The 20,276-nt window shown below is 57.4% G+C and carries 21 protein-coding genes; 14 read left to right on the forward strand and 7 right to left on the reverse strand.

Going from position 1 to position 20,276, the window contains the following annotated elements:
* Window positions 1-74: 74 nt before the first annotated feature.
* Together ACOYXJ_RS24530 and ACOYXJ_RS24535 are read right to left on the reverse strand one after the other, a co-directional pair.
* Window positions 75-668 carry an NADPH-dependent FMN reductase gene (locus ACOYXJ_RS24530; protein ID WP_460372012.1) on the reverse strand — a complete coding sequence of 198 codons (594 nt, stop codon included), beginning with the start codon at window positions 666-668 and terminating at the stop codon, window positions 75-77.
* A complete protein-coding gene (locus ACOYXJ_RS24535) occupies window positions 665-1,522 on the reverse strand; it encodes a sterol desaturase family protein (RefSeq protein ID WP_150792858.1) in 858 nt (285 codons plus the stop codon). Before ACOYXJ_RS24535 ends, ACOYXJ_RS24530 begins: the two co-directional genes overlap by 4 nt.
* Before the next feature lie 67 nt (window positions 1,523-1,589).
* Between ACOYXJ_RS24535 and ACOYXJ_RS24540 the strand changes: the two genes are divergently transcribed.
* A complete protein-coding gene (locus ACOYXJ_RS24540; RefSeq protein WP_460372014.1) occupies window positions 1,590-2,552 on the forward strand; it encodes an AraC family transcriptional regulator in 963 nt (320 codons plus the stop codon).
* Between the two features lie 152 nt (window positions 2,553-2,704).
* Here ACOYXJ_RS24540 and ACOYXJ_RS24545 read toward each other — a convergent pair whose 3' ends face one another.
* Entirely contained in the window at window positions 2,705-2,911 is a 207-nt protein-coding gene (locus tag ACOYXJ_RS24545) for a winged helix-turn-helix transcriptional regulator (RefSeq protein WP_460372015.1), read from the reverse strand.
* A 41-nt stretch (window positions 2,912-2,952) separates the two neighbouring features.
* Here ACOYXJ_RS24545 and ACOYXJ_RS24550 point away from each other — a divergent pair, with 41 nt between their 5' ends.
* Both ACOYXJ_RS24550 and ACOYXJ_RS24555 read left to right on the forward strand, forming a co-directional pair.
* Window positions 2,953-3,933 (forward strand): oxidoreductase, encoded by a 981-nt coding sequence (locus ACOYXJ_RS24550; protein WP_460380852.1) that lies wholly within the window; start codon window positions 2,953-2,955, stop codon window positions 3,931-3,933.
* Between the two features lie 40 nt (window positions 3,934-3,973).
* Window positions 3,974-4,357, forward strand: coding sequence for a nuclear transport factor 2 family protein (locus ACOYXJ_RS24555; protein WP_460372018.1), 384 nt, complete (start codon window positions 3,974-3,976; stop codon window positions 4,355-4,357).
* Window positions 4,358-4,486: 129 nt separating this feature from the next.
* Here the strand turns inward: ACOYXJ_RS24555 and ACOYXJ_RS24560 are convergent, their stop codons facing one another.
* Window positions 4,487-5,497 (reverse strand): zinc-dependent alcohol dehydrogenase family protein, encoded by a 1,011-nt coding sequence (locus ACOYXJ_RS24560; RefSeq protein WP_460372020.1) that lies wholly within the window; start codon window positions 5,495-5,497, stop codon window positions 4,487-4,489.
* Window positions 5,498-5,647: 150 nt separating this feature from the next.
* Here ACOYXJ_RS24560 and ACOYXJ_RS24565 point away from each other — a divergent pair, with 150 nt between their 5' ends.
* Window positions 5,648-6,562, forward strand: coding sequence for a LysR family transcriptional regulator (locus ACOYXJ_RS24565; protein WP_460372022.1), 915 nt, complete (start codon window positions 5,648-5,650; stop codon window positions 6,560-6,562).
* Window positions 6,563-6,712: 150 nt separating this feature from the next.
* Here the strand turns inward: ACOYXJ_RS24565 and ACOYXJ_RS24570 are convergent, their stop codons facing one another.
* Window positions 6,713-7,195: a GNAT family N-acetyltransferase gene (locus ACOYXJ_RS24570; RefSeq protein WP_460372023.1), complete on the reverse strand. Its 483-nt coding sequence runs from the start codon at window positions 7,193-7,195 to the stop codon at window positions 6,713-6,715.
* A 61-nt stretch (window positions 7,196-7,256) separates the two neighbouring features.
* On the reverse strand, window positions 7,257-8,264 hold the full coding sequence (locus ACOYXJ_RS24575) for an AraC family transcriptional regulator (RefSeq protein WP_460372025.1): 1,008 nt from the start codon (window positions 8,262-8,264) through the stop codon (window positions 7,257-7,259).
* Window positions 8,265-8,413: 149 nt separating this feature from the next.
* On the opposite strand from ACOYXJ_RS24575, the gene ACOYXJ_RS24580 reads away from it, so the two are divergent.
* From ACOYXJ_RS24580 to ACOYXJ_RS24590, 3 genes are all read left to right on the forward strand, one after another.
* Window positions 8,414-9,088 (forward strand): glutathione S-transferase family protein, encoded by a 675-nt coding sequence (locus tag ACOYXJ_RS24580; protein ID WP_460372027.1) that lies wholly within the window; start codon window positions 8,414-8,416, stop codon window positions 9,086-9,088.
* A gap of 148 nt (window positions 9,089-9,236) precedes the next feature.
* Window positions 9,237-9,992, forward strand: a complete 756-nt coding sequence (locus ACOYXJ_RS24585) for a methyltransferase domain-containing protein (RefSeq protein ID WP_460372028.1) — start codon at window positions 9,237-9,239, stop codon at window positions 9,990-9,992.
* Window positions 9,993-10,275: 283 nt separating this feature from the next.
* Window positions 10,276-10,737: a hypothetical protein gene (locus ACOYXJ_RS24590; RefSeq protein ID WP_150792868.1), complete on the forward strand. Its 462-nt coding sequence runs from the start codon at window positions 10,276-10,278 to the stop codon at window positions 10,735-10,737.
* A gap of 16 nt (window positions 10,738-10,753) precedes the next feature.
* Here the strand turns inward: ACOYXJ_RS24590 and ACOYXJ_RS24595 are convergent, their stop codons facing one another.
* The gene (locus tag ACOYXJ_RS24595) at window positions 10,754-11,998 is read right to left on the reverse strand and encodes an MFS transporter (RefSeq protein ID WP_460372030.1); all 1,245 of its coding nucleotides are present in this window, start codon (window positions 11,996-11,998) and stop codon (window positions 10,754-10,756) included.
* A gap of 229 nt (window positions 11,999-12,227) precedes the next feature.
* Between ACOYXJ_RS24595 and ACOYXJ_RS24600 the strand changes: the two genes are divergently transcribed.
* The 7 genes from ACOYXJ_RS24600 to ACOYXJ_RS24630 all read left to right on the forward strand — a co-directional run bounded on the left by ACOYXJ_RS24600 (window position 12,228) and on the right by ACOYXJ_RS24630 (window position 20,217).
* Entirely contained in the window at window positions 12,228-13,160 is a 933-nt protein-coding gene (locus ACOYXJ_RS24600) for an AraC family transcriptional regulator (protein WP_460372032.1), read from the forward strand.
* A 77-nt stretch (window positions 13,161-13,237) separates the two neighbouring features.
* On the forward strand, window positions 13,238-13,693 hold the full coding sequence (locus ACOYXJ_RS24605) for a (2Fe-2S)-binding protein (protein WP_150792871.1): 456 nt from the start codon (window positions 13,238-13,240) through the stop codon (window positions 13,691-13,693).
* A complete protein-coding gene (locus tag ACOYXJ_RS24610) occupies window positions 13,693-15,945 on the forward strand; it encodes a xanthine dehydrogenase family protein molybdopterin-binding subunit (protein WP_460372034.1) in 2,253 nt (750 codons plus the stop codon). The genes ACOYXJ_RS24605 and ACOYXJ_RS24610 overlap by 1 nt, the downstream gene beginning before the upstream one ends.
* Window positions 15,946-15,962: 17 nt before the next feature.
* Window positions 15,963-17,315 carry a c-type cytochrome gene (locus tag ACOYXJ_RS24615; protein ID WP_460372036.1) on the forward strand — a complete coding sequence of 451 codons (1,353 nt, stop codon included), beginning with the start codon at window positions 15,963-15,965 and terminating at the stop codon, window positions 17,313-17,315.
* 12 nt (window positions 17,316-17,327) lie between these two features.
* Window positions 17,328-18,332: an XdhC family protein gene (locus ACOYXJ_RS24620; protein ID WP_460372038.1), complete on the forward strand. Its 1,005-nt coding sequence runs from the start codon at window positions 17,328-17,330 to the stop codon at window positions 18,330-18,332.
* Between the two features lie 167 nt (window positions 18,333-18,499).
* A complete protein-coding gene (locus ACOYXJ_RS24625) occupies window positions 18,500-19,312 on the forward strand; it encodes a DUF1206 domain-containing protein (protein ID WP_460372040.1) in 813 nt (270 codons plus the stop codon).
* Between the two features lie 209 nt (window positions 19,313-19,521).
* Window positions 19,522-20,217 carry an acyltransferase family protein gene (locus tag ACOYXJ_RS24630; RefSeq protein ID WP_460380854.1) on the forward strand — a complete coding sequence of 232 codons (696 nt, stop codon included), beginning with the start codon at window positions 19,522-19,524 and terminating at the stop codon, window positions 20,215-20,217.
* Window positions 20,218-20,276 lie beyond the last annotated feature (59 nt).

Genomic DNA, 20,276 nt, shown 5'->3' on the forward strand with positions numbered 1-20,276 from the left:
AGTTGACCTTTACCGGCAGCTACTAATGTTTAGCTTTAACAGTTGCATTTTTAACTTGTTGAGGTGCGACAATCTCACATCCCCGTAGAGAACTCAGGTGGATGTTTGATTGCAGTTCGTATCGTACGCAAGGCGTCATTGTATTGGCAAAGAACATGCAAAACCCAATCGGCACGTGCGCGGATGCGCATATCATTTTCATCTGAAGGGCACTCACTATTAAACATTGATTCAACGTTTCTTATAATCAGTTGCTCAGGCAAATACAGGATCCGGCTATTTTTATAGCTTGAAGCACGTAACTCTGCAATTGGGTAGGCTCCCCCAAGTCCAGCCGAAACGCCAACTAGAAGCGCGGGCTTATGTCCTAGTTCGCTGAGCCCTGCGTACAAAAAGAAGTTCTTCAGAGCCGGGCAAGCCATGCCATTCCACTCAGGGCTGATCACGATCAATGCTGTTGCTTTTTTGAGGGTGGATTGCTGGACACTCCAGGCTTTCTGAGTGTCTTCTTCTGGCCACAGCGGTAGCGGGCTCGACGCCAGATCTATTAGTTCGCTTGAGTCACAAAGCTCAAGTGCTTCTAACCGGTCGCGCAGATAATGGGCAACTTTGATTGATTGACTGTTGGATCTATTCGATCCAGACAGCAGAACGATATGACGACTCATTGTGCGACCTTCTGCTTAGCTTCACTTACCTTGGGTGCCGTGCGATGGGAGCGAACGATTGGCCAGAACAATTCTTCTTTCCAGGTTATCGGTGACAAGTGCTCGATACCGTATGCTGGCGGACGCCTACGGGTAATTTTGGCTGTTCCGAACAACACATCCCATAAAAATAACAGGTTACCGAAATTACCTTTGTAGTGAGTCACGCCATCCTCTGCAGTCAAACCGTGATGCGCAGAATGAGTGGATGGAGTGGAGATGGTTCGCTCAAGAACCCAGATGATCGGCCGTAAGGCGCGAATGCGATAAAGTTTGTCGTCCCATGCAACATTGCTGTGTGCGGCGAAGATTACAGTCATTTTTATAATCAAATAAACGTAATAAACGGGTGCAAGTCCCAGATAAATCAATACGCCAGATAGCCAGATACCCGGCATCAAGAGATAGTAGAAACTATTGTTGCGATAGACGATGCGAATACTCATATAGGGCGCGGAATGATGTGCGCGATGCAATGCATAAAGAGCGGGAATCCGATGAGTCAGGCGATGCCACCAATATTGGGTCATGTCATCCAGCAGTAGAAACAACGCAAATCCTGCGATCCATGGAATAGAGGACAGCGCGCCCTTCATTTCCGGGATGGCCTGATTCAATATCATGCCACTTAGCCACATGACTAAAGGGAATGTGACCATCACTAATATTCCGGAGCCGATGACTTCAATGAGTACGTCACGTTTACTACCTGACGGCTGACGAAGCGAGGAGCAGGCAAGTTCCAGTAAAATGAAGGAGAGGAAAATCCCGGCTACTATCACAATGGGTTGATTGACGAGCATTGTTGTATTCATGGCACTCTCGATTTAGGCCCTTCCGGGCAATGCCCTTTCATTAAAAACCTGCGAGCAAGTCCTCCCAATGCGCGGAATGGACAAAATTGAGCTAGAACCGGCCAACCGCCCACCCCAACGCTTTCATCGCGGCAGGTTGGGCCAGGTATTGGAGCGCTTCCTTGATAGCCAGGTTGCCCGGAAGAGTACGGATTACAACCTCATCGAACTGGATCAACTGTGGCGCGAAGCGGCACGTATCGATCCGGCGATCGGATTAAAATTGTTCGCGCTATTCACACCCCAGGACTGGCATGTCCTGGCTTATCTATGCCTGTACAGTCCAGATATTTTGTCAGCCATGCACCTTTGGGCCCGGTACGCACCTCTTGCCTCGGACACCGACAATGTAAGGTTGGTAAATGACGAAAACGGCGTCGGAGTCGAACTGAACGTCGATGCGCCAGGAGAGTTGGCGCGGTATGTCGTCGAACACTACGGGGTGATGTCCATAGCGCAGTTACGACGAGGTACAGGACACAATGTGCAGCCGATTTTGGCAAAGTTCACTCATTCGCGTCCGTCGTATTACAAGCAGTACACCCAATGGTTTGGTGATCGAGTCGAGTTTGACTGCTCGATCAACTGCTTCTATTTTCATCCTCGAAGCTTAAGCCTGCCAATGCAAACCCGTCATCACGGGATGTTGGAATTATTAACGCAGGAGCTGGATCGACGGATCGCCGCGCATCGGAATTTCAGCGGTTGGTCAGCCAAGGTTGCTGAAGGAGCGCGACGATCTCTAGCGAGACGTGAAATTCCCAATCTGGACAATCTGGCGAAGTCGCTGCACCAGACGCCAAGGACGTTGCGCAGACGGCTGGAAGAGCAAGGTACAACCTTCAGACAATTGCTCGATCAGATTCGCGCAGAATTGGAAATGCATCTTGAATTGCAGGGAGAGTCATTAACGGAGATTGCAGCGCAACTAGGTTACAGCGATTTGACGGCGTATCTCCACGCCCGAAGCCGATGGCGTGACATGAAATAAGGTGGCGGCCCGAATTTTTCGTAACGGCAGTGCGACCTCAAAAATTCGCCTCATCACGCGCGAGTGATTTCGCTTGTGCAGTTTCAACCCTGCGCCAAGCGGGCAACAAACTTCGCATTGCCCCCCCCTCCACCTCTCAACATCGGCGTGATTCAAGCCAGAGATTCCAACTTGTCGTCACAGATGGCAGAGCGCCTGAGTTCCAGGATCGTGCGTTCATGCACTGCTCCCCACTCTCGCATCGCACTCACCAATGGCGCGAGTGAGTCACCTAACGCTGTAAGCGAATACTCCACTTTGGGTGGCACCTCGCGATAGATTTCGCGATGAATCACCCCGTCAGTCTCCAGCTCTATCACCCTATGAAATTAAGGGCCTCACCCTGAAAAACCGAGTCGTCATGTCCCCTATGTGCATGCACATGGCGGCGGATGATGGCTTCGTGACTGAATGGCACCGCGTTCATTACGGAGCTCGTGCCCTGGGTCAGGCAGCACTGATTTTTCCCGAAACGCTGGCCATTCAGGCTGACGGTCGTATTGGTGCCGGTGACCTTGGCATCTGGAGCGATGAGCACGTTGTCGGCTTGAAGGCGCTAACAGAATTGCTTCACGGTTTTGGTGCAAAAGCCGGCGCTCAGATCGGCCATGCGGGGCGCAATGCTGACCTGCCCGATCTGATTCACATCGCGCCATCGGCGATTCCATTTACGCAAACCAGCCCTGTTCCTCGCGAACTCGCGGCTGATGAGATTCCGTCTCTGGTAAAGCTGTACGGCGATGCCGCACGTCGTGCCAGCGAAGCTGGCTTCGATGTGCTTGAAATCCATGCCGCGCACGGCTACTTGTTGAGTGAGTTTCTCTCGCCGTTGGCTAACACCCGCGACGACGAATATGGCGGTGATGCCAAGCGTCGCTATCGTTTCCTGCACGAAGTGCTGGAAGAGGTTAAATCTCATTGGGGGGATCGCCCTCTATTCGTTCGCATCTCCAGTTCTGATTACGCCGAAGGCGGAAACACGCCCGAGTCGTTCCTAGAATATGGTCGCTGGATGAAAGCGCAGGGCGTTGACTTGATCGACTGCAGTTCCGGCGGGATCAAGATGGTCAAGATCGAAACCTACCCGGGTTACCAGGTCCCGGCCGCTGAATTACTGCGAAAGGAGTTGCATATTGCGACAGGCGCTGTGGGTGTGATCCAGAGTGGGCGTCAGGCGGAAGAAATCTTGCAGAACGGCCGAGCTGATCTGGTGTTCGTGGGGCGGCAAATGCTCCGAGATCCTTTCTGGGTTCGCACTGCGGCAGATGATCTCAAAGAAATCATTGAGATTCCCAAAGCCTATACGCGTTATGGATCTGTCTGGCTCGATACCAAGGCCTGATGCCTTTGTTGCACTAATCCTATGAAGCAGGAGCAAGCACATGAGCAAACCGACTTACGTGGAAGAATACCAAGCCATTACCGAGGTACTTAACAAGTACATTGAGGGCTGCAAGCAGGCCAAAAGCAGCATCATGGAGCCCGTTTTCAGTGAGCAAGCAACCATGTTCAGTGTCGATGGCGACGGCAAGCTGGCGGGCGGTGCGATTCCAATATTGTTCAGTGGGATAGATAAGGACTTCCGTCCATCCCCTGACGCAAAGACCGCGATCACCCGCATAGAGATCGTCGGTACTGCTGCCAGCGCTCGCATCGACGCCAACGATATGTCCGGCATCGCCTTCACCGACTTTTTTCATCTGCTGAAAGTTGATGGCAAGTGGACTGTGATCAGCAAGATTTTTCAGACTCATGTAACGCCTTGATGACTTGGGTCGTCCGTCGGCATTGTGTTCGACGCTGCAGTGCTTCTGCGCTGAATATCCGATTAAGCGCTCAACGTTAAGCAGTGACGTTGGTACTCAACCGCCGGATGACCCAGATCTGTTATTGAGTTATGAAATCTTGATAACGACCTTACCGAAGGCGCCCTTGGCTAAATGCTCATACGCTTGGCGTGCCTGATCAAAAGGATACACATGGTCGATTACCGGGCGGATTTTGTGTTCATTCAAGAACTCATTCATGCGATCAAATGAGGAGCGAGGAGCAACGGCGATTCCGCGAATAGTGGTTTGCCGGAAGATCAAAGGCATCAAGTTCAACGCAGTGGTCTGGCCGCTCAGGAAGCCGATCTGGGCGATGCGCCCTCCTGCCTTAGTCGCCGCAATCGATTGATTGATGCCATCCCCGCCTGCCACGTCCAGCAGCAGATCGACACCTTTGCCGTCAGTGAGCTTTAGGATTTCCTCTGCCCACTCAGGGCTGTTGCGATAATTTACACCTGCAACAGCACCCAGTTTTTTCAGGGTTTGCAGATTGTGATCTCGACTGGAGGTGACGATAACTTTAGCGCCAAGTGCCGTTGCGATTTGTGTTGCGAAAACAGAAACACCTCCTGATCCCTGAACCAGAACGGTTTGACCCGCCTCGATCCGGCCGAAGTCAACGAGCGCATACCATGCCGTCAGAGCAGCAATTGGAAGGGTCGCAGCTTCCTCATCCGACATGTTGTCGGGAGCACGTACCGCGCTGTCTTCATGGATGATCATGTACTCCGCCAGTCCGCCAGGCAATGGCGAGCCAAAGCAGTAGCTCGGCTCATCGGGCCCTGGCATGCCATCCAGCCAACGTGAGTAAAGGTGAGAGTTGACTCGATCTCCAATGGAGAAACGGCTGACGCCTTCTCCGACGGCTACGACTGTACCTGCTGCGTCGCTTACAGGTATCAGAGGCTTGGGCACCAGGTGCGGCTCATAGATGCCGTCAACGATTGCTTTGTCGCGAAAGTTGAGCGATACGGCGCCAACCTTAATCAGCAATTCGCCGGCCTTGGGTTGCGGCGTTGCCGTTTCTTCCAGGTACAGGTTCTCGAGGCCAAAATCTTTCAATAACCAGGCTTTCATGTAGATCTCCAAAAACGATTTGATGGCTGCAAACCGCTACGGATTCGCAGGGCAGCATCTTTCGCTTTTGGCCGCGCGCAATAAATGCGCAAAAAATGACATGATTATTCTATTCTGAGGCAACAATTGAGGATCGCCAGGTGAAGATCTATGGAACTGCTGCAATCGATGCGACTTTTCGCCAGACTCGCCGAGCTGGGCAGCTTCACCAGAGCCGCCGAGTCGATGGACATCGGACGGCCTCAGGTGACTCGCTACATTAAAGAACTGGAAAAAACCTTGGGTGTGCGTCTGTTTCAGCGCACTACGAGAAAGGTGGCACTCACCACCGAAGGCAAACTGTTCTATGAGCGAGTGCAGGAAATTCTCGCGGATATTTCTACCGCGACTTCAATGTTTGACCGCAGCGGCGCGACGCTCGAAGGCCGACTTCGCGTCGATATCCCTAGCGCTTTCGCGCAACTGGAGTTCATCAATAGTCTGAAAGGATTCACCGACGCCTTCCCCGGTATAAAGGTGGTTCTGGGCGTCACCGATCGCGCCGTTGACCTGGTCGGAGAAGGCATCGACTGTGCTTTGCGTATCGGCGATTTACCGGACTCCACATTGATCGCTCGCCCTGTAGGAATGGCAACGATGGTGACGTGTGCTGCGCCGAAGTACCTGCAAGAACACGGCGAACCCCTGACGATTGCTGATCTGAACGCCCATCGGGGAGTCAATTTCCTTTCCGGTCAAAACAACAGAACGTTGCCTTGGCACTTTTCGATAAAGGGTACCGATCAGGCATTTACCAGTAACGCTGGCATCTCTGTCACCGAGTCCAATGCATACGTTAAGTGCTGCGTAGCTGGCTTTGGAATAATCCAGGCACCCGGTATCACCGTGGCTGAGTATTTGAGCAGTGGCGCTTTAGTGGAAGTACTAAGGCCCTATCGGCCCACCCCTCGGCCTGTGACTGTGCTCTACCCCAGTCGGACGCACTTGGCGCCACAGGTGCAAGTGTTTGTCGAATGGTTACAGGAACTCCTTCCACAGATTCATTCAGAGTGGTTGGAGCAATAGTGATCGTTAGAAAGCCCTCTTTTATCGACTTGAGTCGGGCAAAAAGGATCGCTCATGAACGGTTTTTACAGGCGCGATAGCTGTTAGTCACGGAGCAGCTGATTTCGGCCCAGAGTGTTTAAAAACGTACTTGAGGTGCATCACATCCTGCTAGCAAGCCGGGCCAACCGCCGGAACGCTCTGACGAACATAATAATTGTCGAATTCACTGCTTTCGACGAACTGGAAGCCATGGCGAATATAAAAGCGATTTGAAGCGCTTTCTTTGAGAGCTCCAACTTTAACAGGGAGCGCAGCCGCATCCGCCACTTTGAAAATCTGAGTGAGAACAACAGAGCCTATACCAGATCCTTGCGCGCTCGGTTTCACATACAAGTGATCGAGCAAGAGTTCATTGTGGTGATGTTTGACCACTACAAAACCAACCCTCTCCCCGGATACCTCGATGTAGTGTGTGTTGCGAGCTTCAAAACCGCTAAGAAACCGCTCACGCGCACGCACCGGATCAAATCGCCCAACACGCTCCAGACTGTCGCGCATGGCCTCAATTCGAATGGCTACAAGATTGTCCAGGTCGCTTTGTTGAGCTATGACAAAAGTGACTGGGGAATTTTGATTGGCTGTGACGGGCATATTTTGCGCTCTATTTACCATCCTGGAAGGCCAGTATAGAGATACTGACCGACCTGCTTCTTTATGCGTTAACACGTCGCCATTCACCAGGCGAAATCTTTTCCCACTGCCGGAAGGCCCGAAAGTAAGAATTGGCGTCTTCGTACCCGAGTAAATAGGCCACCTCTTTCAGTTCAAGGCTTGTATCGGCAAGCAAGTGAAAGCCCACTTGGCGTCGGGCCTCATTGAGCAGCTCGCTGAACGTTGTCCCTTCTGCCGCCAACCGTCGTTGCAGCGTTCGTTCACTTTGCAGCAGCTCTTGAGCCAAGTGTTGCAGGGTTGGTCGTCCGTCCGCCAACGCTCGTTTCAGCAATCCGATTGCCTGCTCACGGAATCCAGCTGGCGCGCCGATCTCCTGCAAGGCGGCAGTCATGCCAGGCATCATGACGTGGAGCATTTCCGGGTTATGTGCAAGAAACGGCAGGCTCAAGTCGCTGGCGCTGATTGTCAGTTGGTCACGAGCTGCGCCATAGCGAATGGGACAGCCAAAATAATGCGCATGGGTTTCCAGGTTTTGTTCTGGGCGTCGCAGGCTCACTGTCAAAGGCCTCACGTGCTCCCCCGTGCCGCGCCGACCGAGTTCCAGCACAAATGCAAAACACGCCTCCACCGCGAGATGAGGTTGCGGGCCGCTGCCAGCCGGCCAAAGAATGGTGAACGACACCTCGCCATTACGCTCCTCGACACAAATCTGGTCCGGGCTGCATAGGCGCATGAAGCGCGAATACCTCGCCACCCCTTCGCGAAAATCGGCGGCATATAACGCGGCGAGAAACGCCAGTTTATGTTTCCCGCTGGGTGTGTTGCGGACCATTTTTATGGCGAAAGCCGGGTCTGCAGATAACGCCTCAATGGCCCGCCAGACAGCGAATAGCTGATGGATCGAGACAACGGCGTCGTTCAGGTGAAGGTCGGTTGGCAATTGCGCATGTTGTTGAACCGCCACCGGGCTGAGACCCAGTCGCTCTATCGCCTGCCAGAATACTTTGGGCAGTTTGCACCGCTCGGAGCGGATCTCAGGTTGGGACATTTCAGGCTCCGAGCCGCACGTAAGCGGCAACGCGTAATGCAGCGCCAATCAATGGCGCGTTTCGCAAGTGTTCTGGCGTAAACCGCCCACGAAGGAATGCGCCTTCGCTCTTAACATGGTCGTTAATGAAACGAGCTGAGGAGCTCACGATGGCAACAACGTTCTATACCAATCCCAATTCTCGCGGCCGCATGGTGCGCTGGATGCTTGAAGAAATCGGCTGCACCTATGACGTGGTCATTCTGAATTACCAGTCGGCCAGTGGAGCTGACCGCTGGGGCGGTGCTGCGCTGCAAGTGCCCGTGCATACCAGCCCTGATGATCCACGCGCGATTTTTTTCCGCGACGTGAATCCGATGGGAAAAGTCCCCGCGCTGGTGCACAACGGGCAGACCATAACAGAAACTGCTGCCATCTGTGCCTATCTGGCTGACGCCTTTCCCGAAGCCGGATTGGCGCCTGCGCCAGAGGACCGGGCGGCCTATTACCGTTGGCTGTTTTTTGCAGCCGGCCCCGTGGAGCAGGCCGTAACCAACCACCGCGCGGGCTTCAACCCTGAGCCTGAGCAAGAGTTCTTCTTTGGCTACGGAAGCTATGAACGCACAGTGGACCAGCTCGAGCGCGCGGTGCTGGCCAGCCCTTTCATTGCCGGTGAGCGCTTCACTGCGGCGGACGTGTATGTCGGCTCGCACATCGGCTGGGGACTTGCCATGAACACCTTGCCGCCCCGGGCAGCATTTCTCGCCTACGCCGAGAAACTCACCGGCCGAGAGGCGTATAAACGTGCGGTTGCAAAGGACGAGGCGCTGCTCGCGGCGGCCTGATTAACGGAAACTGTCGAAGACGACCCGAAGGCGCCATGCAGCTGCAACCACCCGCAAAAAGCGCCTTCGCCCGCAACGCAATGGATGGCGCCGCCAGAACCTACCGATGGGGTGGCGCACATTTGCAATACACCTGAGGAGCTTTGCCGTGTCGAACACTTCACCCGACTTCACCGAACGCCTGCTTGTCAATGCCGGAATCCGCGAAGGCATGCGCGTATTGGACGTCGGCTGCGGTTCTGGCGATGTCACCTACTTGCTGGCGCGCCTGGTCGGCAGCACCGGGGCGGTGTTGGGGGCGGATCACGACGCCAATGCACTGACCATGGCACGCCAACGCAACGCCCCACGAGGCCATGCCCAACCTGAATTCATCGATAGCGATCTGCTCGGACTTGCCGAGTCGCTTGGCGTGTTCGACGCAATCGTTGGTCGGCGGGTGTTGATGTATCAGGCTGATACCGTCGCGGCTGTACGTGCACTGGCGCGACACTTGCGGCCTGGAGGCATTCTCGTATTTCAAGAGCATGACACCACTCTGGTTCCTGCGAGCCTGGACGGATTCCCGCTACACAAACGGGCCCAGGGCTGGATACAACGCATGATCGAGCGTGAAGGGGTCGATCTGCATATCGGCTTCAACCTTCATCGCATCTTTACCCAGGCCGGTTTATCCGTCGAAACGGTACGTGGAGAATGCCTTATACAAACGCCCGGCTGCCCCTACGCGCTGGGACATATCGTACGAGCCTGCCTGCCGCGAATCCTTGCGCACGGCGTGGCCAGCGCAGAAGAGATCGAAATAGAAACCCTGCAAGCGCGGCTAGATGATGAGCGTACCCAATCTGAAGGTATCTATATCGGAGACATGATCTTCGGCGCATGGGCGAAAAAATCGCAGTGAGTGGTCAGCCGACTACAACTGGCATCTATCGGCCGTTTCGGTCATGACGCGGGACACTTCATCCACCTCCGGTTCATCCCCATTTACCACTGGGTAGAGATGATGTTCTGGAGCGACGACAGGTTCGAGTGCTGCAACTGTAAGCAAACTGCCTGCTCACCACTCGGATACAGCCGCTGATTCACATAACAACCCTTATGTAACCCGAAAACACGCCGATACCGTCCAGTGGCACGGAAGCACCGCAGCAGCACTTACTTCATAGCAGGCAGGAACCCGATCAATGTTGGAACACCTCTGGCGCAGCATCCATTCCCCGGACTACTTGCCCAACGTACTGGAGTGGATGCTCCATATTCTCCTCAGCCCGTTCATGGTGATCATGTGCCTGATGGTCGGCGCGCTGGCCGGCAAATGGTGGAGAGCACTGCCCTACGGCAGCCTGACTTGTTATGTGGTCTTCCTGAGCCGGTCTTCTTTCTATCGGTGGGATAGCATTTTCCCCTTAGCCGGCCTGCCTGCGCTGGCGATCGATGGCGCACTGTTGGCGCTCCTCGGTTTTTATTTGAAAGGCGTACTCAGAACCCGCGCAGAAGCAAAACCCGAAGGCCATTGGCTGCGCAGGCTTTATCAAGGCCTTAAGGTCGTCATGCTGACAGTCATGGTGATGTTCTGGGCAGTCGTCGTGCTGTTTGTCGTGGTCTTCACTGTCTCGGTCGCGACCCAACCGTCATTGGCGCACTGAGCAGCCTTCTGCTCGATCAGACAAATCGGGACTCAGCTTCGCCGGAAACAGCGTCCGAATGAGCTGCCGGTTCGGCAAAATGAACCTCTGTGGCATTACGCCCCGCCAACCAAGCCAGCACAGACGCGACAACCAACACCGCGGCACTCAGCTCGAACGTAGCTTTATAACCACTCAAATCAAAAGCCAGACCACCAATGATCGCGCCACCCGCGATCGCCAGTTGAACAATCGCCACCAGCAAGCCACCTCCAGCCTCCGCATCATCCGGCAGCGTCTGCGCCAGCCATGTCCACCAGCCGACCGGCGCGGCCGTGGCTACCAATCCCCAGAAGCCGAGCAACATGGCAGTCAGCACCGGTGATTTGCCGAAGCTGACCAACGCCAGCGCGATGGCCGCCATGATCAGCGGGATGACGGTCAACGTGCGGTAGAGGCCGCGACCCATAAACCTTTCGATCAGAAAGGTGCCGATAAAACCGGCCAGTCCCAGCCCCAGCAACATCAAGGACAACGTTGAAACACTGACACCCGTCACGCCCTCAAGAAAGGGCCGCAGGTAGGTGAACAGCATGAATTGGCCCATGAAAAACACGCTGACGGCGACCATGCCCAAGGCCACTGGCAATTGCTTCATCAGTCGCAGAACGTTGCCGCTACCGGCCTGGCGCTCAGCCTTGAAGGATGGGAGGCTGATCAGCAGCCACACGGCGGCAAGCACTGCGACCGGAACCACACAGAAGAATGCGCCGCGCCAGCCGATCAGCGAGCCGAGAAAGCTGCCCGCCGGAGCGGCGATGACCGTGGCCAGCGCATTACCGCCATTGACGATGGCCAGCGCTCGCGAAACCTGTTCAGGCTTCACCAGACGCATTGCAGTCGCCGCCGACAGTGACCAGAAACCACCAATCGCTATCCCGATCAATGCACGTCCAAACATGAATGACGGGTAACCCGGCGCGACCGCGACGACCGTACCGGAGACGATCATCAGTAAGGTCAGGCCCAGCAACAATTTCTTGCGTTCGACGCGAGCAGCGACCGAGGCAATCAACAGGCTGGTGATCAAGGCAAACGCACCGGACACGGAAATCCCCTGCCCGGCCTGGCCTTCGGTGATGTGCAGGTCGGCTGCAATCGGTGTCAGCAGGCTGACCGGCATGAATTCTGAAGCGACCAGGGCGAATGCGGCCAGCGACATCGCCAGCACAGCGCTCCAGCCGCCTGTTGTTTTAGAAGGATCTGTAGAAGGAAACGTCATGGGAACTACCTGTGGTGCGAAAAACCTGTGGATGTGATGCGCAGGGGCAAGCAGCTTGAAACCCATTCGGGCGCTGCCCCTGTAACAGATAGACACATTCTCCCGGTCAATCTGGCCCTTCCCTAGCGCATTCCTCTTGAATGCTTGCCTGATCCTCTGGCGATGCAGGGTGATGGATAGGAAACGTCTCGCGCGCGGATTAGAGTTCGGTCAACAGGAGTGACCCGACATGATCCCTACCCCTCTGCCCCAGGAATCGCCTTTGGCGTTGAACATTGACCCGCGTGTGAGCGCGCCGGGTGACTTCGCCACGGCCATACCCGGCTTGTCGCTGTTTCGTCGCGACCAGCCAGCGCCGCCCGTGGTGTGCATGATCGAACCGAGCCTGATTCTCGTCGGTCGCGGTGAAAAGCGTTTGTGGGTCGGTGGCGAGGGTTACAGCTACGACCCTTCGCGGTTTCTGGTGACCTCACTGGACCTGCCCGCCAACTCCGAAGTGATGCTTGCCAGTCCCGAGCAGCCCTGTGTCGGCCTCGTGCTGAAACTGGATGTCAGCATGCTCGCCGAGGTCATCACCAAGAGCGGCCTGCCGGCCAAGCGGCAGCCAGCAACGGGCACGGGCGCCGCGATTGGCAGCCTGTCGTCTGCGCTGGAGGGCGCACTCGATCGCCTGCTGGCATTGCTCGATGAGCCCGAGGCGATCCCGGTGCTGGCGCCGCTGATTCTGCGTGAAATCCACTATCGGCTGCTGCACACCGACCAAGGCGCACGGCTGCGGCAGATCACGGCCGTCGATGGTCAGGGTTATCGCATCGCCAAGGCGATTGACTGGCTCAAGGTCAATTACACCGACGCACTGCGCATCGACGATCTGGCGGCGAGAGTGCAGATGAGTGCGCCGACCTTTCACCATCATTTCCGTCAGCTCACCGGCATGAGCCCGCTGCAGTACCAGAAATGGCTGCGGCTCAACGAAGCGCGGCGGCTGATGCTGGTCGAGCGCCTCGACGTTTCGCGAGCGGCGTTTGCGGTCGGCTATGAAAGCCCCTCGCAGTTCAGCCGCGAATATGGCCGCCTGTTCGGCACCGCGCCGAGTCGTGACATCGCCCTTCTGCGCGGGCAGCCATTCGAGGCAGAAGCCCTCGGCACAGTAGCGAATTGAACGAAAAACGCTGATGCGCCTCGCCGCGTATCACCGCTCATAACAATGCACGTCAACCGATGATCAGCGGGTGAATCATGGAACTACGAATCAACCAGAAGACCTATCAGGTCGATGCCGACGCCGATACGCCCTTGCTGTGGGTGATCCGCGATGATCTGGGCATGACCGGGACCAAGTACGGCTGCGGCCTGGCGCAATGCGGCGCCTGTTCGGTGCTGGTGGACGGCAATGTGGTGCGCTCGTGCGTCACGCCGGTGGCCGGTGTGGTCGGCCGCGAGGTCACCACCATTGAGGCCATCGAAAGCGATGAAGTCGGCAAACGGGTGGTCTCGACCTGGGTCGATCTGCAGGTCGCCCAGTGCGGCTACTGCCAGTCCGGGCAGGTAATGGCCGCCACCGCGTTGCTCAAACAGAACCCCAAGCCGAGTGATGCGCAGATCGAGGCGGCGATGGTCAATCTGTGCCGCTGCGGTACCTACAACGCCATTCATGCCGCCATGCATGAGCTGGCCGGCAAGGGAGAAGCGTGATGAACGTTCGAATCGACCCTTCACTGCAAGCCTCAGCACTGGATCTACACGAACCGATCAATGTATCGCGCAGACGTTTTCTCACCGGTACCGCCGTCGGCGCGCTGGTCCTCGGTTTCGGTCTGCCGCTGGGTGCGACACGCGTGCAAGCTGCCGTTGCAGCGGCGACGGCCGAACGCGGCACGCAGGTGCCGGCGTTTCTCGAGATCCGTCCGGACAACCGCGTACGTCTGCTCTGCCCGTTCATGGAGGGCGGACAAGGCACGTTCACCGCGATGGCGCAGATTGTCGGTGAAGAGCTGGATGCCGATCCGTCGACCTTTCTGGTCGAAGCCGCACCGCCCGGCGAAGCCTATGTGGTGTTGGAAAACGGCATGCGCATCACCGGCGGCAGCATGTCGGTGCGCATGAGCTACCCGGTCATGCGCCGCCTCGGCGCCCTCGCCCGCGCCATGCTGCTGCAAGCGGGCGCGCAACAACTTGGCGTGCCGGTGAGCGAGTTGAGCACCGAGCCTGGCGAAGTCGTGCATGCCAAGTCGGGCCGCTCGTTGGCTTACGGTGAACTGGCCGAGCGCGCGATGGATCTGCCGGTTCCTGATCCCGCTTCTGTGAAGCTGCGTGATCCGAGTCAGTTCCGCTGGATCGGCAAACCGGTGAAGCGCCTCGATGCCTACGACAAGTCCACCGGCAAGGCGCTGTACAGCATCGACCTGAAGGTCGACAACATGCTCCATGCGGCCGTGCAACATGCCCCGCGCCTGGGCATGACCGTGGGCAACCTGCGCAACGAAGACCAGGTCAAGGCCATGAAAGGCGTGCATTCCGTGCATCGTCTGCCGGGCGCCGTGGCGGTGATCGCCGAGCGTTGGTGGCACGCCAAACGTGCCGTCGAGGCGATCCAGGTCGACTGGCAAGAGCCAACGGCCGATAGCAAAGTGCGGCCGATGCCCGCCGACTTTTCCAGCGATGCCTGGTTCAAGCGCCTCGCTGAAGACAAAGGCCCGGCCAAAGATGATGAAAACCAAGGCGACGTGGCGGCGATTCTCAAGGAGACCAAGACCCGGATCGACGCCACTTACCACAATCAATACCTGAACCATGGACAACTGGAGCCGCCGTCAGCCCTGGCCCGATTCAATCCGGACGGTTCGCTCGAAGTCTGGCTGCCGAATCAGGCGCCGGACATGTTCCGCGCCGACATCGCCAAACGCACGGGCCTCGATACGTCGCGCATCACCTTGCATTCGCCGTTGCTGGGTGGCTTTTTCGGCCGGCATTTCCTCTACGACTCGGCCAGTCCCTACCCTCAGGCGATCGCACTGGCGAAAGCGGTTGGCCGTCCGGTCAAACTGATCTGGAGCCGCGAAGAAGAGTTCCTGCGTGATGTGCTGCGTCCGGTTGCCGCGGTGAATTTCCGTGGCGCTCTGGACGCCGAAGGCTGGCCGCTGGCAATCGAAGCGATCAGTGCCACCGAAGGCCCGACCGAAGCCCTGGCCGGCAAACAGGGCGAGAAGCTCGATCCGACGGCGCTTGAAGGCTTGTCGGGCAAGTCCTACGCGATCCCCAACAAGCGCATCGCGCAGATTTACGCCAAAGGCCCGGCCATGCTCGGTTACTGGCGTTCGGTGGGCAATTCGCTCAATGACTTCTTCTATGAATCGTTCCTCGACGAACTGGCCGACAAGGGCGGCAAAGACCCGTTCGACCTGCGCGTGCATCTGCTGCGTGACAACAAACGCCTGACCACGCTGCTGCAAGCGGTGGCTGAACTGTCGGGTGGCTGGAAGCGCGGGCCGTTTACTGCCGAGGATGGCAGCAAACGTGCGCGCGGCGTGGCCATGGCTTCGCCGTTCGGTACAGAGACGGCGGTGATCGCCGAGGTATCCATCGAGAACGGCCAGGTCAAGGTGCACGACATCTGGCAAGCGATTGACCCGGGCAGCATCGTCAACCCGGCGATTGTCGAGGCTCAGGTCAATGGCGCCGTGGCGCTGGGGCTGTCGCAAACCCTGGTGGAAGAAGCCGTGTGGATTGATGGCAAACCCCGGGCGCGCAATTACGACTTGTACCCGATCCTGGCGCCTGCGCGGATGGCCCGGGTCCATGTGCGGGTGGTCGAGAGTGGGGAAAAAATGGGCGGCATCGGTGAACCGCCGTTGCCAGCGGTCGCCCCCGCCGTCGCTAACGCGGTGGCAAGGCTAACCGGTCAGCGGGTGCGCAGCCTGCCCATGAGCCGACACACCTTCACTTGATCAGCGCCGGAGCGTCCATGAATAACCGCCGATTCGCAAGAACCGCTGGCTGGCTGGCAGTGCCGTGCCTGGTCGCGGCAGGCCTGCTGGCCTGGTATGTCACCCGCGAGCCCGTCTCGCGCCTTGAAACCCATCAGATCGCTGTGGCCGACATCGACCCGGCACTGGTCACGCGTGGCGAATACGTCGCGCGGCTCAGCGATTGCGTGGCGTGCCATAGCGTGCCGGGCGGTGCGCCGTTCGCCGGCGGCCTGGAAATGGCCACACCGCTGGGCTCAATCCATGCGACCAATATCACCCCGGACACGGAAACCGGTATCGGCCACTACAGCCTGGCGGACTTCGACCGGGCGGTGCGCCACGGTGTGGCGCCCGACAGTCGCCGGTTGTATCCGGCGATGCCCTACCCGTCCTACGCCAAGCTCAGTGACGATGATGTGCGCGCGCTGTATGCGTTCTTCATGAAAGGCGTGGCGCCGGTGAAACAGGCGAACATCCCCAGCGCTATTCCGTTTCCGCTGAACCTGCGCTGGCCGATTGCACTGTGGAACGGTGTGTTTGTCGATGCCGAACCGTATGCGGCCAAACCGTCGCAGGATGAACAGTGGAACCGTGGCGCTTACCTCGTTCAGGGTGCGGGGCACTGCGGCAGTTGCCACACGCCGCGCGGCCTGGCGTTCAACGAGAAGGCACTGGATGAATCCGGTAAACCGTACCTCGCTGGCGCCTTGCTCGATGGCTGGTACGCGCCGAGCCTGCGTGATGACCACAACACCGGTCTGGGCCGCTGGAGCGAGGCGGAAATCGTGCAATTCCTCAAGACCGGTCGCAATCAACACGCAGTGGTCTACGGCTCGATGACCGAGGCGTTCAACAACTCCACGCAGTTCATGAGCGATGATGATTTGACCGCGATTGCCCACTACCTGAAGTCACTTCCCGGGGATCGCGAACGGGATGGCGCACCTTGGCAGTATCAAGCGGTATCGGCAGCGCAACGTCTGGACTCGCCCGGTGCTCATACCTACGTGGCGCGCTGTGCTTCCTGCCACGGCCTCGACGGCAAGGGTCAACCTGAATGGATGCCGCCGCTGGCCGGCGCCACCGCGGCACTCGCCAAGGAAAGCGCCTCGGCGATCAACATCACCCTCAATGGTTCGCAGCGTGTGGTCGCGGCTGGCGTGCCGGACGCCTATCGCATGCCTGCCTTCCGTGAGCAGTTGTCGGATCAGCAGATCGCCGAAGTGCTGACATTCATGCGCAGCACCTGGGGCAATCAGAGCACAGCGGTTGATGCGCAGACGGTGGGCAAACTGCGTGAACACACTGATCCAGCCAGCAGCAGCCCGATCATTCTGCAGATGCGCTAAGAGGAGGTTTTAATGGAAAGCATCGACTTGCTGGTCCTGCGCACGGTGCGGGACTGGCTTGCCGCTGGCGAGCGTGTGTTGCTCGCCACGGTGGCGCGCACCTGGGGTTCTTCACCGCGTCCGACGGGGTCGATGATGGCTTTGCGTGACGATGGCCGCGTGGTGGGCAGCGTGTCCGGCGGCTGCATTGAGGATGATCTGATCCATCGCTATACCACGGCCCATGGCGGCAGCGCTTTTAGCGACAGCGCACCGCAAGTGGTGCGCTATGGCGTCAGTGCCGATGAAGCGCATCGCTTCGGCCTGCCCTGCGGTGGCACGCTGGAACTGATCCTTGAGTTCAACCCGGCGTGGCAGTCGCTTGACGCGTTGCTGTTGCAACTGGACGCCGGGCAACTGGTTCGCCGTCGTCTGGCGCTGGAGTCCGGTCAGGTGATGCTCGAACCGACCGCGACGCCGGAACAGTTCAGCTTCGATGGCGCGCAGATGCTCAACACCTTGGGACCGGGCTATCGGATGCTGATGATCGGGGCCGGCGCGCTGGCTGAGTATCTGGCGACCATGGCCTTGTTCAACGGTTTCAAGGTGGCAGTATGTGATCCGCGTCCCGAGTACATTGAGACGTGGGCAGTAGACGGTGTGGAGCGGATTGTCGGCATGCCGGATGACGTGGTGCGCGACTTCGCAGTCGATCTGCGCACCTGCATCGTCGCTTTGAGTCATGACCCCAAACTCGACGATCTGGCACTGCTCGAAGCGCTCCACGGCCCGGCGTTCTACATCGGTGCGATCGGCTCGCGGCGCAACAGCCAACTGCGCCGGGAACGCCTGATCGAGCATTTTGGAGAAACCGAAGCGTCGCTTGAACGCCTGCACGGGCCGATCGGTCTGTATATCGGCAGCAAGACCCCTGCGGAAATCGCCGTTAGCGTGATGGCCGAGATTCTAGCGGCGAAGAATGGTGCCAGCCTGCCGAAAGCGTTTTCAATTGCCAGGGCCAAAGCGCTCGCAGAATGAGCCGCGCGGCGACTCTGCGTCGTCGTTATCGGCCGGCAACGAAACGACGTGGTGTGAACGGCCTCGGCGCCAATGTCCTGGAGAAGACACTGCGTTCCTCGACAGGTCATAGAACCCCTTCCGGCGAGAAAGGTCTGCTCTGGTATGACCTCTCAGGAATACGTCCCATGTCCACGCAAAGCAACCTTGTCATCCTCGCTCGGGGAGGCTACGCCGCCCGAGGAATGCTGTATCTGATCATCGGCATCTTTGCGTTGCTGGCAGCCCAGGATTCGACCAGACCGAAGGACAGTCACAAGAGTCTGGAAGCCTTGCTGGGCCAGCCATTCGGCTATTTTCTGGTTGGACTTGTCGTAGCGGGACTGCTCGCATTTGCCGCCTGGCGCGTCCTGCAGGCAACGCGTGATGTCGATCATCACGGCAAACAACTCAAAGGTCTGGTGATTCGCACAGGGCTGTTTGTCGGAGGTTTGGTCAACGCTGCTCTGGCGTTCTTTGCATTGGGTCTACTCATCAGCGGGATTAAAAGCTCGGGCGATTCCGCAGGAAAAACCAAAGACTGGCTGGCGCATCTGCTGTCCTGGGAACACTCGAACTGGCTGGTGTACCTGATCGCCCTCATTCCGCTTGGGGTCGGCATTGCTCACATCTTCAAGGGCTGGAAAGCGACGTTCGAGAAGTATTTCGAGGCCGACGAGGACGTCATGCGCTACGTCCGACCGGTCTCCCGGTTTGGTCTGATAGCGCGCGGAGTGGTGTTTATCGAGATTGCATTGCTTCTGGCGGTCAGCGGTTCCACTTATCAAGCCATGGATCCACCGGGTATGAAGGAAGCGCTCGATGCGCTGCAGAATCTGCCCGCTGGCTGGCTGATTTTGATGGTGATGGCCTTGGGGCTGATTGCGTTCTCGGTCTACAGTCTGGCGGAAGCTTTCTGGCGCAAGATCAATATGGATGTGCCGGGAGTGGCGAGACCGTAGGGTGTAATCCAGTCCCCATGGCGCCCGTCATCCAGTCAGCGGGGACGCCACCGTTTATTCACACCCGATAGTACTCGCGATACCAGCGTACAAACTGCTCCACGCCGGCTTCAACCTCCATCTGCGGCGAAAACCCGATCCAGTCTGCCAGCGCACTCGCCTTCGGGCAGCCCCGATTCAGCGCTGATCTTTATCAATACCTGATCAACATGACGTTCCTCGGCGACCTGCTCGGCGTCCCGCCCATCGACGGCGTGTACTGGTCACTGTTCGTAGAGATCAAGTTCTACCTGATGATCTCGATTCTCCTGGCCTTGAAGAAAATAGACAAAATCGAACTCTGCCTGGTGCTCTGGCTACTGGTGTCGGCCACAGCGGAAGTCCTCGCTTTTGAAAAGCTGCGCTCGATATTGATCACCGATTACGCGGCCTATTTCATCGCCGGTGCGACGTTCTACCTGATATGGGCGAAAGGTATTACAAAACCACGCATTGCCCTGGTGGCGGGCGCATTGGCCTTGGCCACCTTCACCGCCATTACTTGGGCCGAGTCGATCGAAAGCAAGTATGCGACGGAGTACGATCCCTCGATCATCGGCAGCGTCATTATCGTTTTCTTCATGACCTTCCTTCTGATCGCAACCAACAAAACAGCCGCCATCGGACAAATGAACTGGACGTACCTGGGAGCCCTCACGTACCCGCTTTACCTGTTACATCAAATGATCGGTTTCATCATCTTCAACATGGCCTATCCAGCGGTGAATGCGCACCTGCTGCTGTGGGGCACCGTGGCTTTGATGATCGCTGCGTCCTATGTCATTCACGAAAAGATCGAAACGCCGATGGCCAGACTGATGAAAAGATCCCTGTCATTTTCCTTCAATCGTCTCCGGGCCGATTAGCCGGCGGCGACGAAAGCTGAAGCGTTTTAGCGAACCTTTCCACCGAAAACAGCGTCCGA

Source organism: Pseudomonas sp. Tul2A7, from assembly GCF_054790505.1.

Excerpts from the sequence above, each read along its gene's own strand:
- ACOYXJ_RS24530 (WP_460372012.1), bottom strand. The coding sequence starts at position 668 with ATGAGTCGTCATATCGTTCTGCTGTCTGGATCGAATAGATCCAACAGT.
- ACOYXJ_RS24535 (WP_150792858.1), bottom strand. The coding sequence starts at position 1,522 with ATGAATACAACAATGCTCGTCAATCAACCCATTGTGATAGTAGCCGGG.
- ACOYXJ_RS24540 (WP_460372014.1), top strand. The coding sequence starts at position 1,590 with ATGCGCGGAATGGACAAAATTGAGCTAGAACCGGCCAACCGCCCACCC.
- ACOYXJ_RS24550 (WP_460380852.1), top strand. The coding sequence starts at position 2,953 with ATGTCCCCTATGTGCATGCACATGGCGGCGGATGATGGCTTCGTGACT.
- ACOYXJ_RS24555 (WP_460372018.1), top strand. The coding sequence starts at position 3,974 with ATGAGCAAACCGACTTACGTGGAAGAATACCAAGCCATTACCGAGGTA.
- ACOYXJ_RS24560 (WP_460372020.1), bottom strand. The coding sequence starts at position 5,497 with ATGAAAGCCTGGTTATTGAAAGATTTTGGCCTCGAGAACCTGTACCTG.
- ACOYXJ_RS24565 (WP_460372022.1), top strand. The coding sequence starts at position 5,648 with ATGGAACTGCTGCAATCGATGCGACTTTTCGCCAGACTCGCCGAGCTG.
- ACOYXJ_RS24570 (WP_460372023.1), bottom strand. The coding sequence starts at position 7,195 with ATGCCCGTCACAGCCAATCAAAATTCCCCAGTCACTTTTGTCATAGCT.
- ACOYXJ_RS24575 (WP_460372025.1), bottom strand. The coding sequence starts at position 8,264 with ATGTCCCAACCTGAGATCCGCTCCGAGCGGTGCAAACTGCCCAAAGTA.
- ACOYXJ_RS24580 (WP_460372027.1), top strand. The coding sequence starts at position 8,414 with ATGGCAACAACGTTCTATACCAATCCCAATTCTCGCGGCCGCATGGTG.
- ACOYXJ_RS24590 (WP_150792868.1), top strand. The coding sequence starts at position 10,276 with ATGTTGGAACACCTCTGGCGCAGCATCCATTCCCCGGACTACTTGCCC.
- ACOYXJ_RS24595 (WP_460372030.1), bottom strand. The coding sequence starts at position 11,998 with ATGACGTTTCCTTCTACAGATCCTTCTAAAACAACAGGCGGCTGGAGC.
- ACOYXJ_RS24600 (WP_460372032.1), top strand. The coding sequence starts at position 12,228 with ATGATCCCTACCCCTCTGCCCCAGGAATCGCCTTTGGCGTTGAACATT.
- ACOYXJ_RS24605 (WP_150792871.1), top strand. The coding sequence starts at position 13,238 with ATGGAACTACGAATCAACCAGAAGACCTATCAGGTCGATGCCGACGCC.
- ACOYXJ_RS24610 (WP_460372034.1), top strand. The coding sequence starts at position 13,693 with ATGAACGTTCGAATCGACCCTTCACTGCAAGCCTCAGCACTGGATCTA.
- ACOYXJ_RS24615 (WP_460372036.1), top strand. The coding sequence starts at position 15,963 with ATGAATAACCGCCGATTCGCAAGAACCGCTGGCTGGCTGGCAGTGCCG.
- ACOYXJ_RS24620 (WP_460372038.1), top strand. The coding sequence starts at position 17,328 with ATGGAAAGCATCGACTTGCTGGTCCTGCGCACGGTGCGGGACTGGCTT.
- ACOYXJ_RS24625 (WP_460372040.1), top strand. The coding sequence starts at position 18,500 with ATGTCCACGCAAAGCAACCTTGTCATCCTCGCTCGGGGAGGCTACGCC.
- ACOYXJ_RS24630 (WP_460380854.1), top strand. The coding sequence starts at position 19,522 with ATGACGTTCCTCGGCGACCTGCTCGGCGTCCCGCCCATCGACGGCGTG.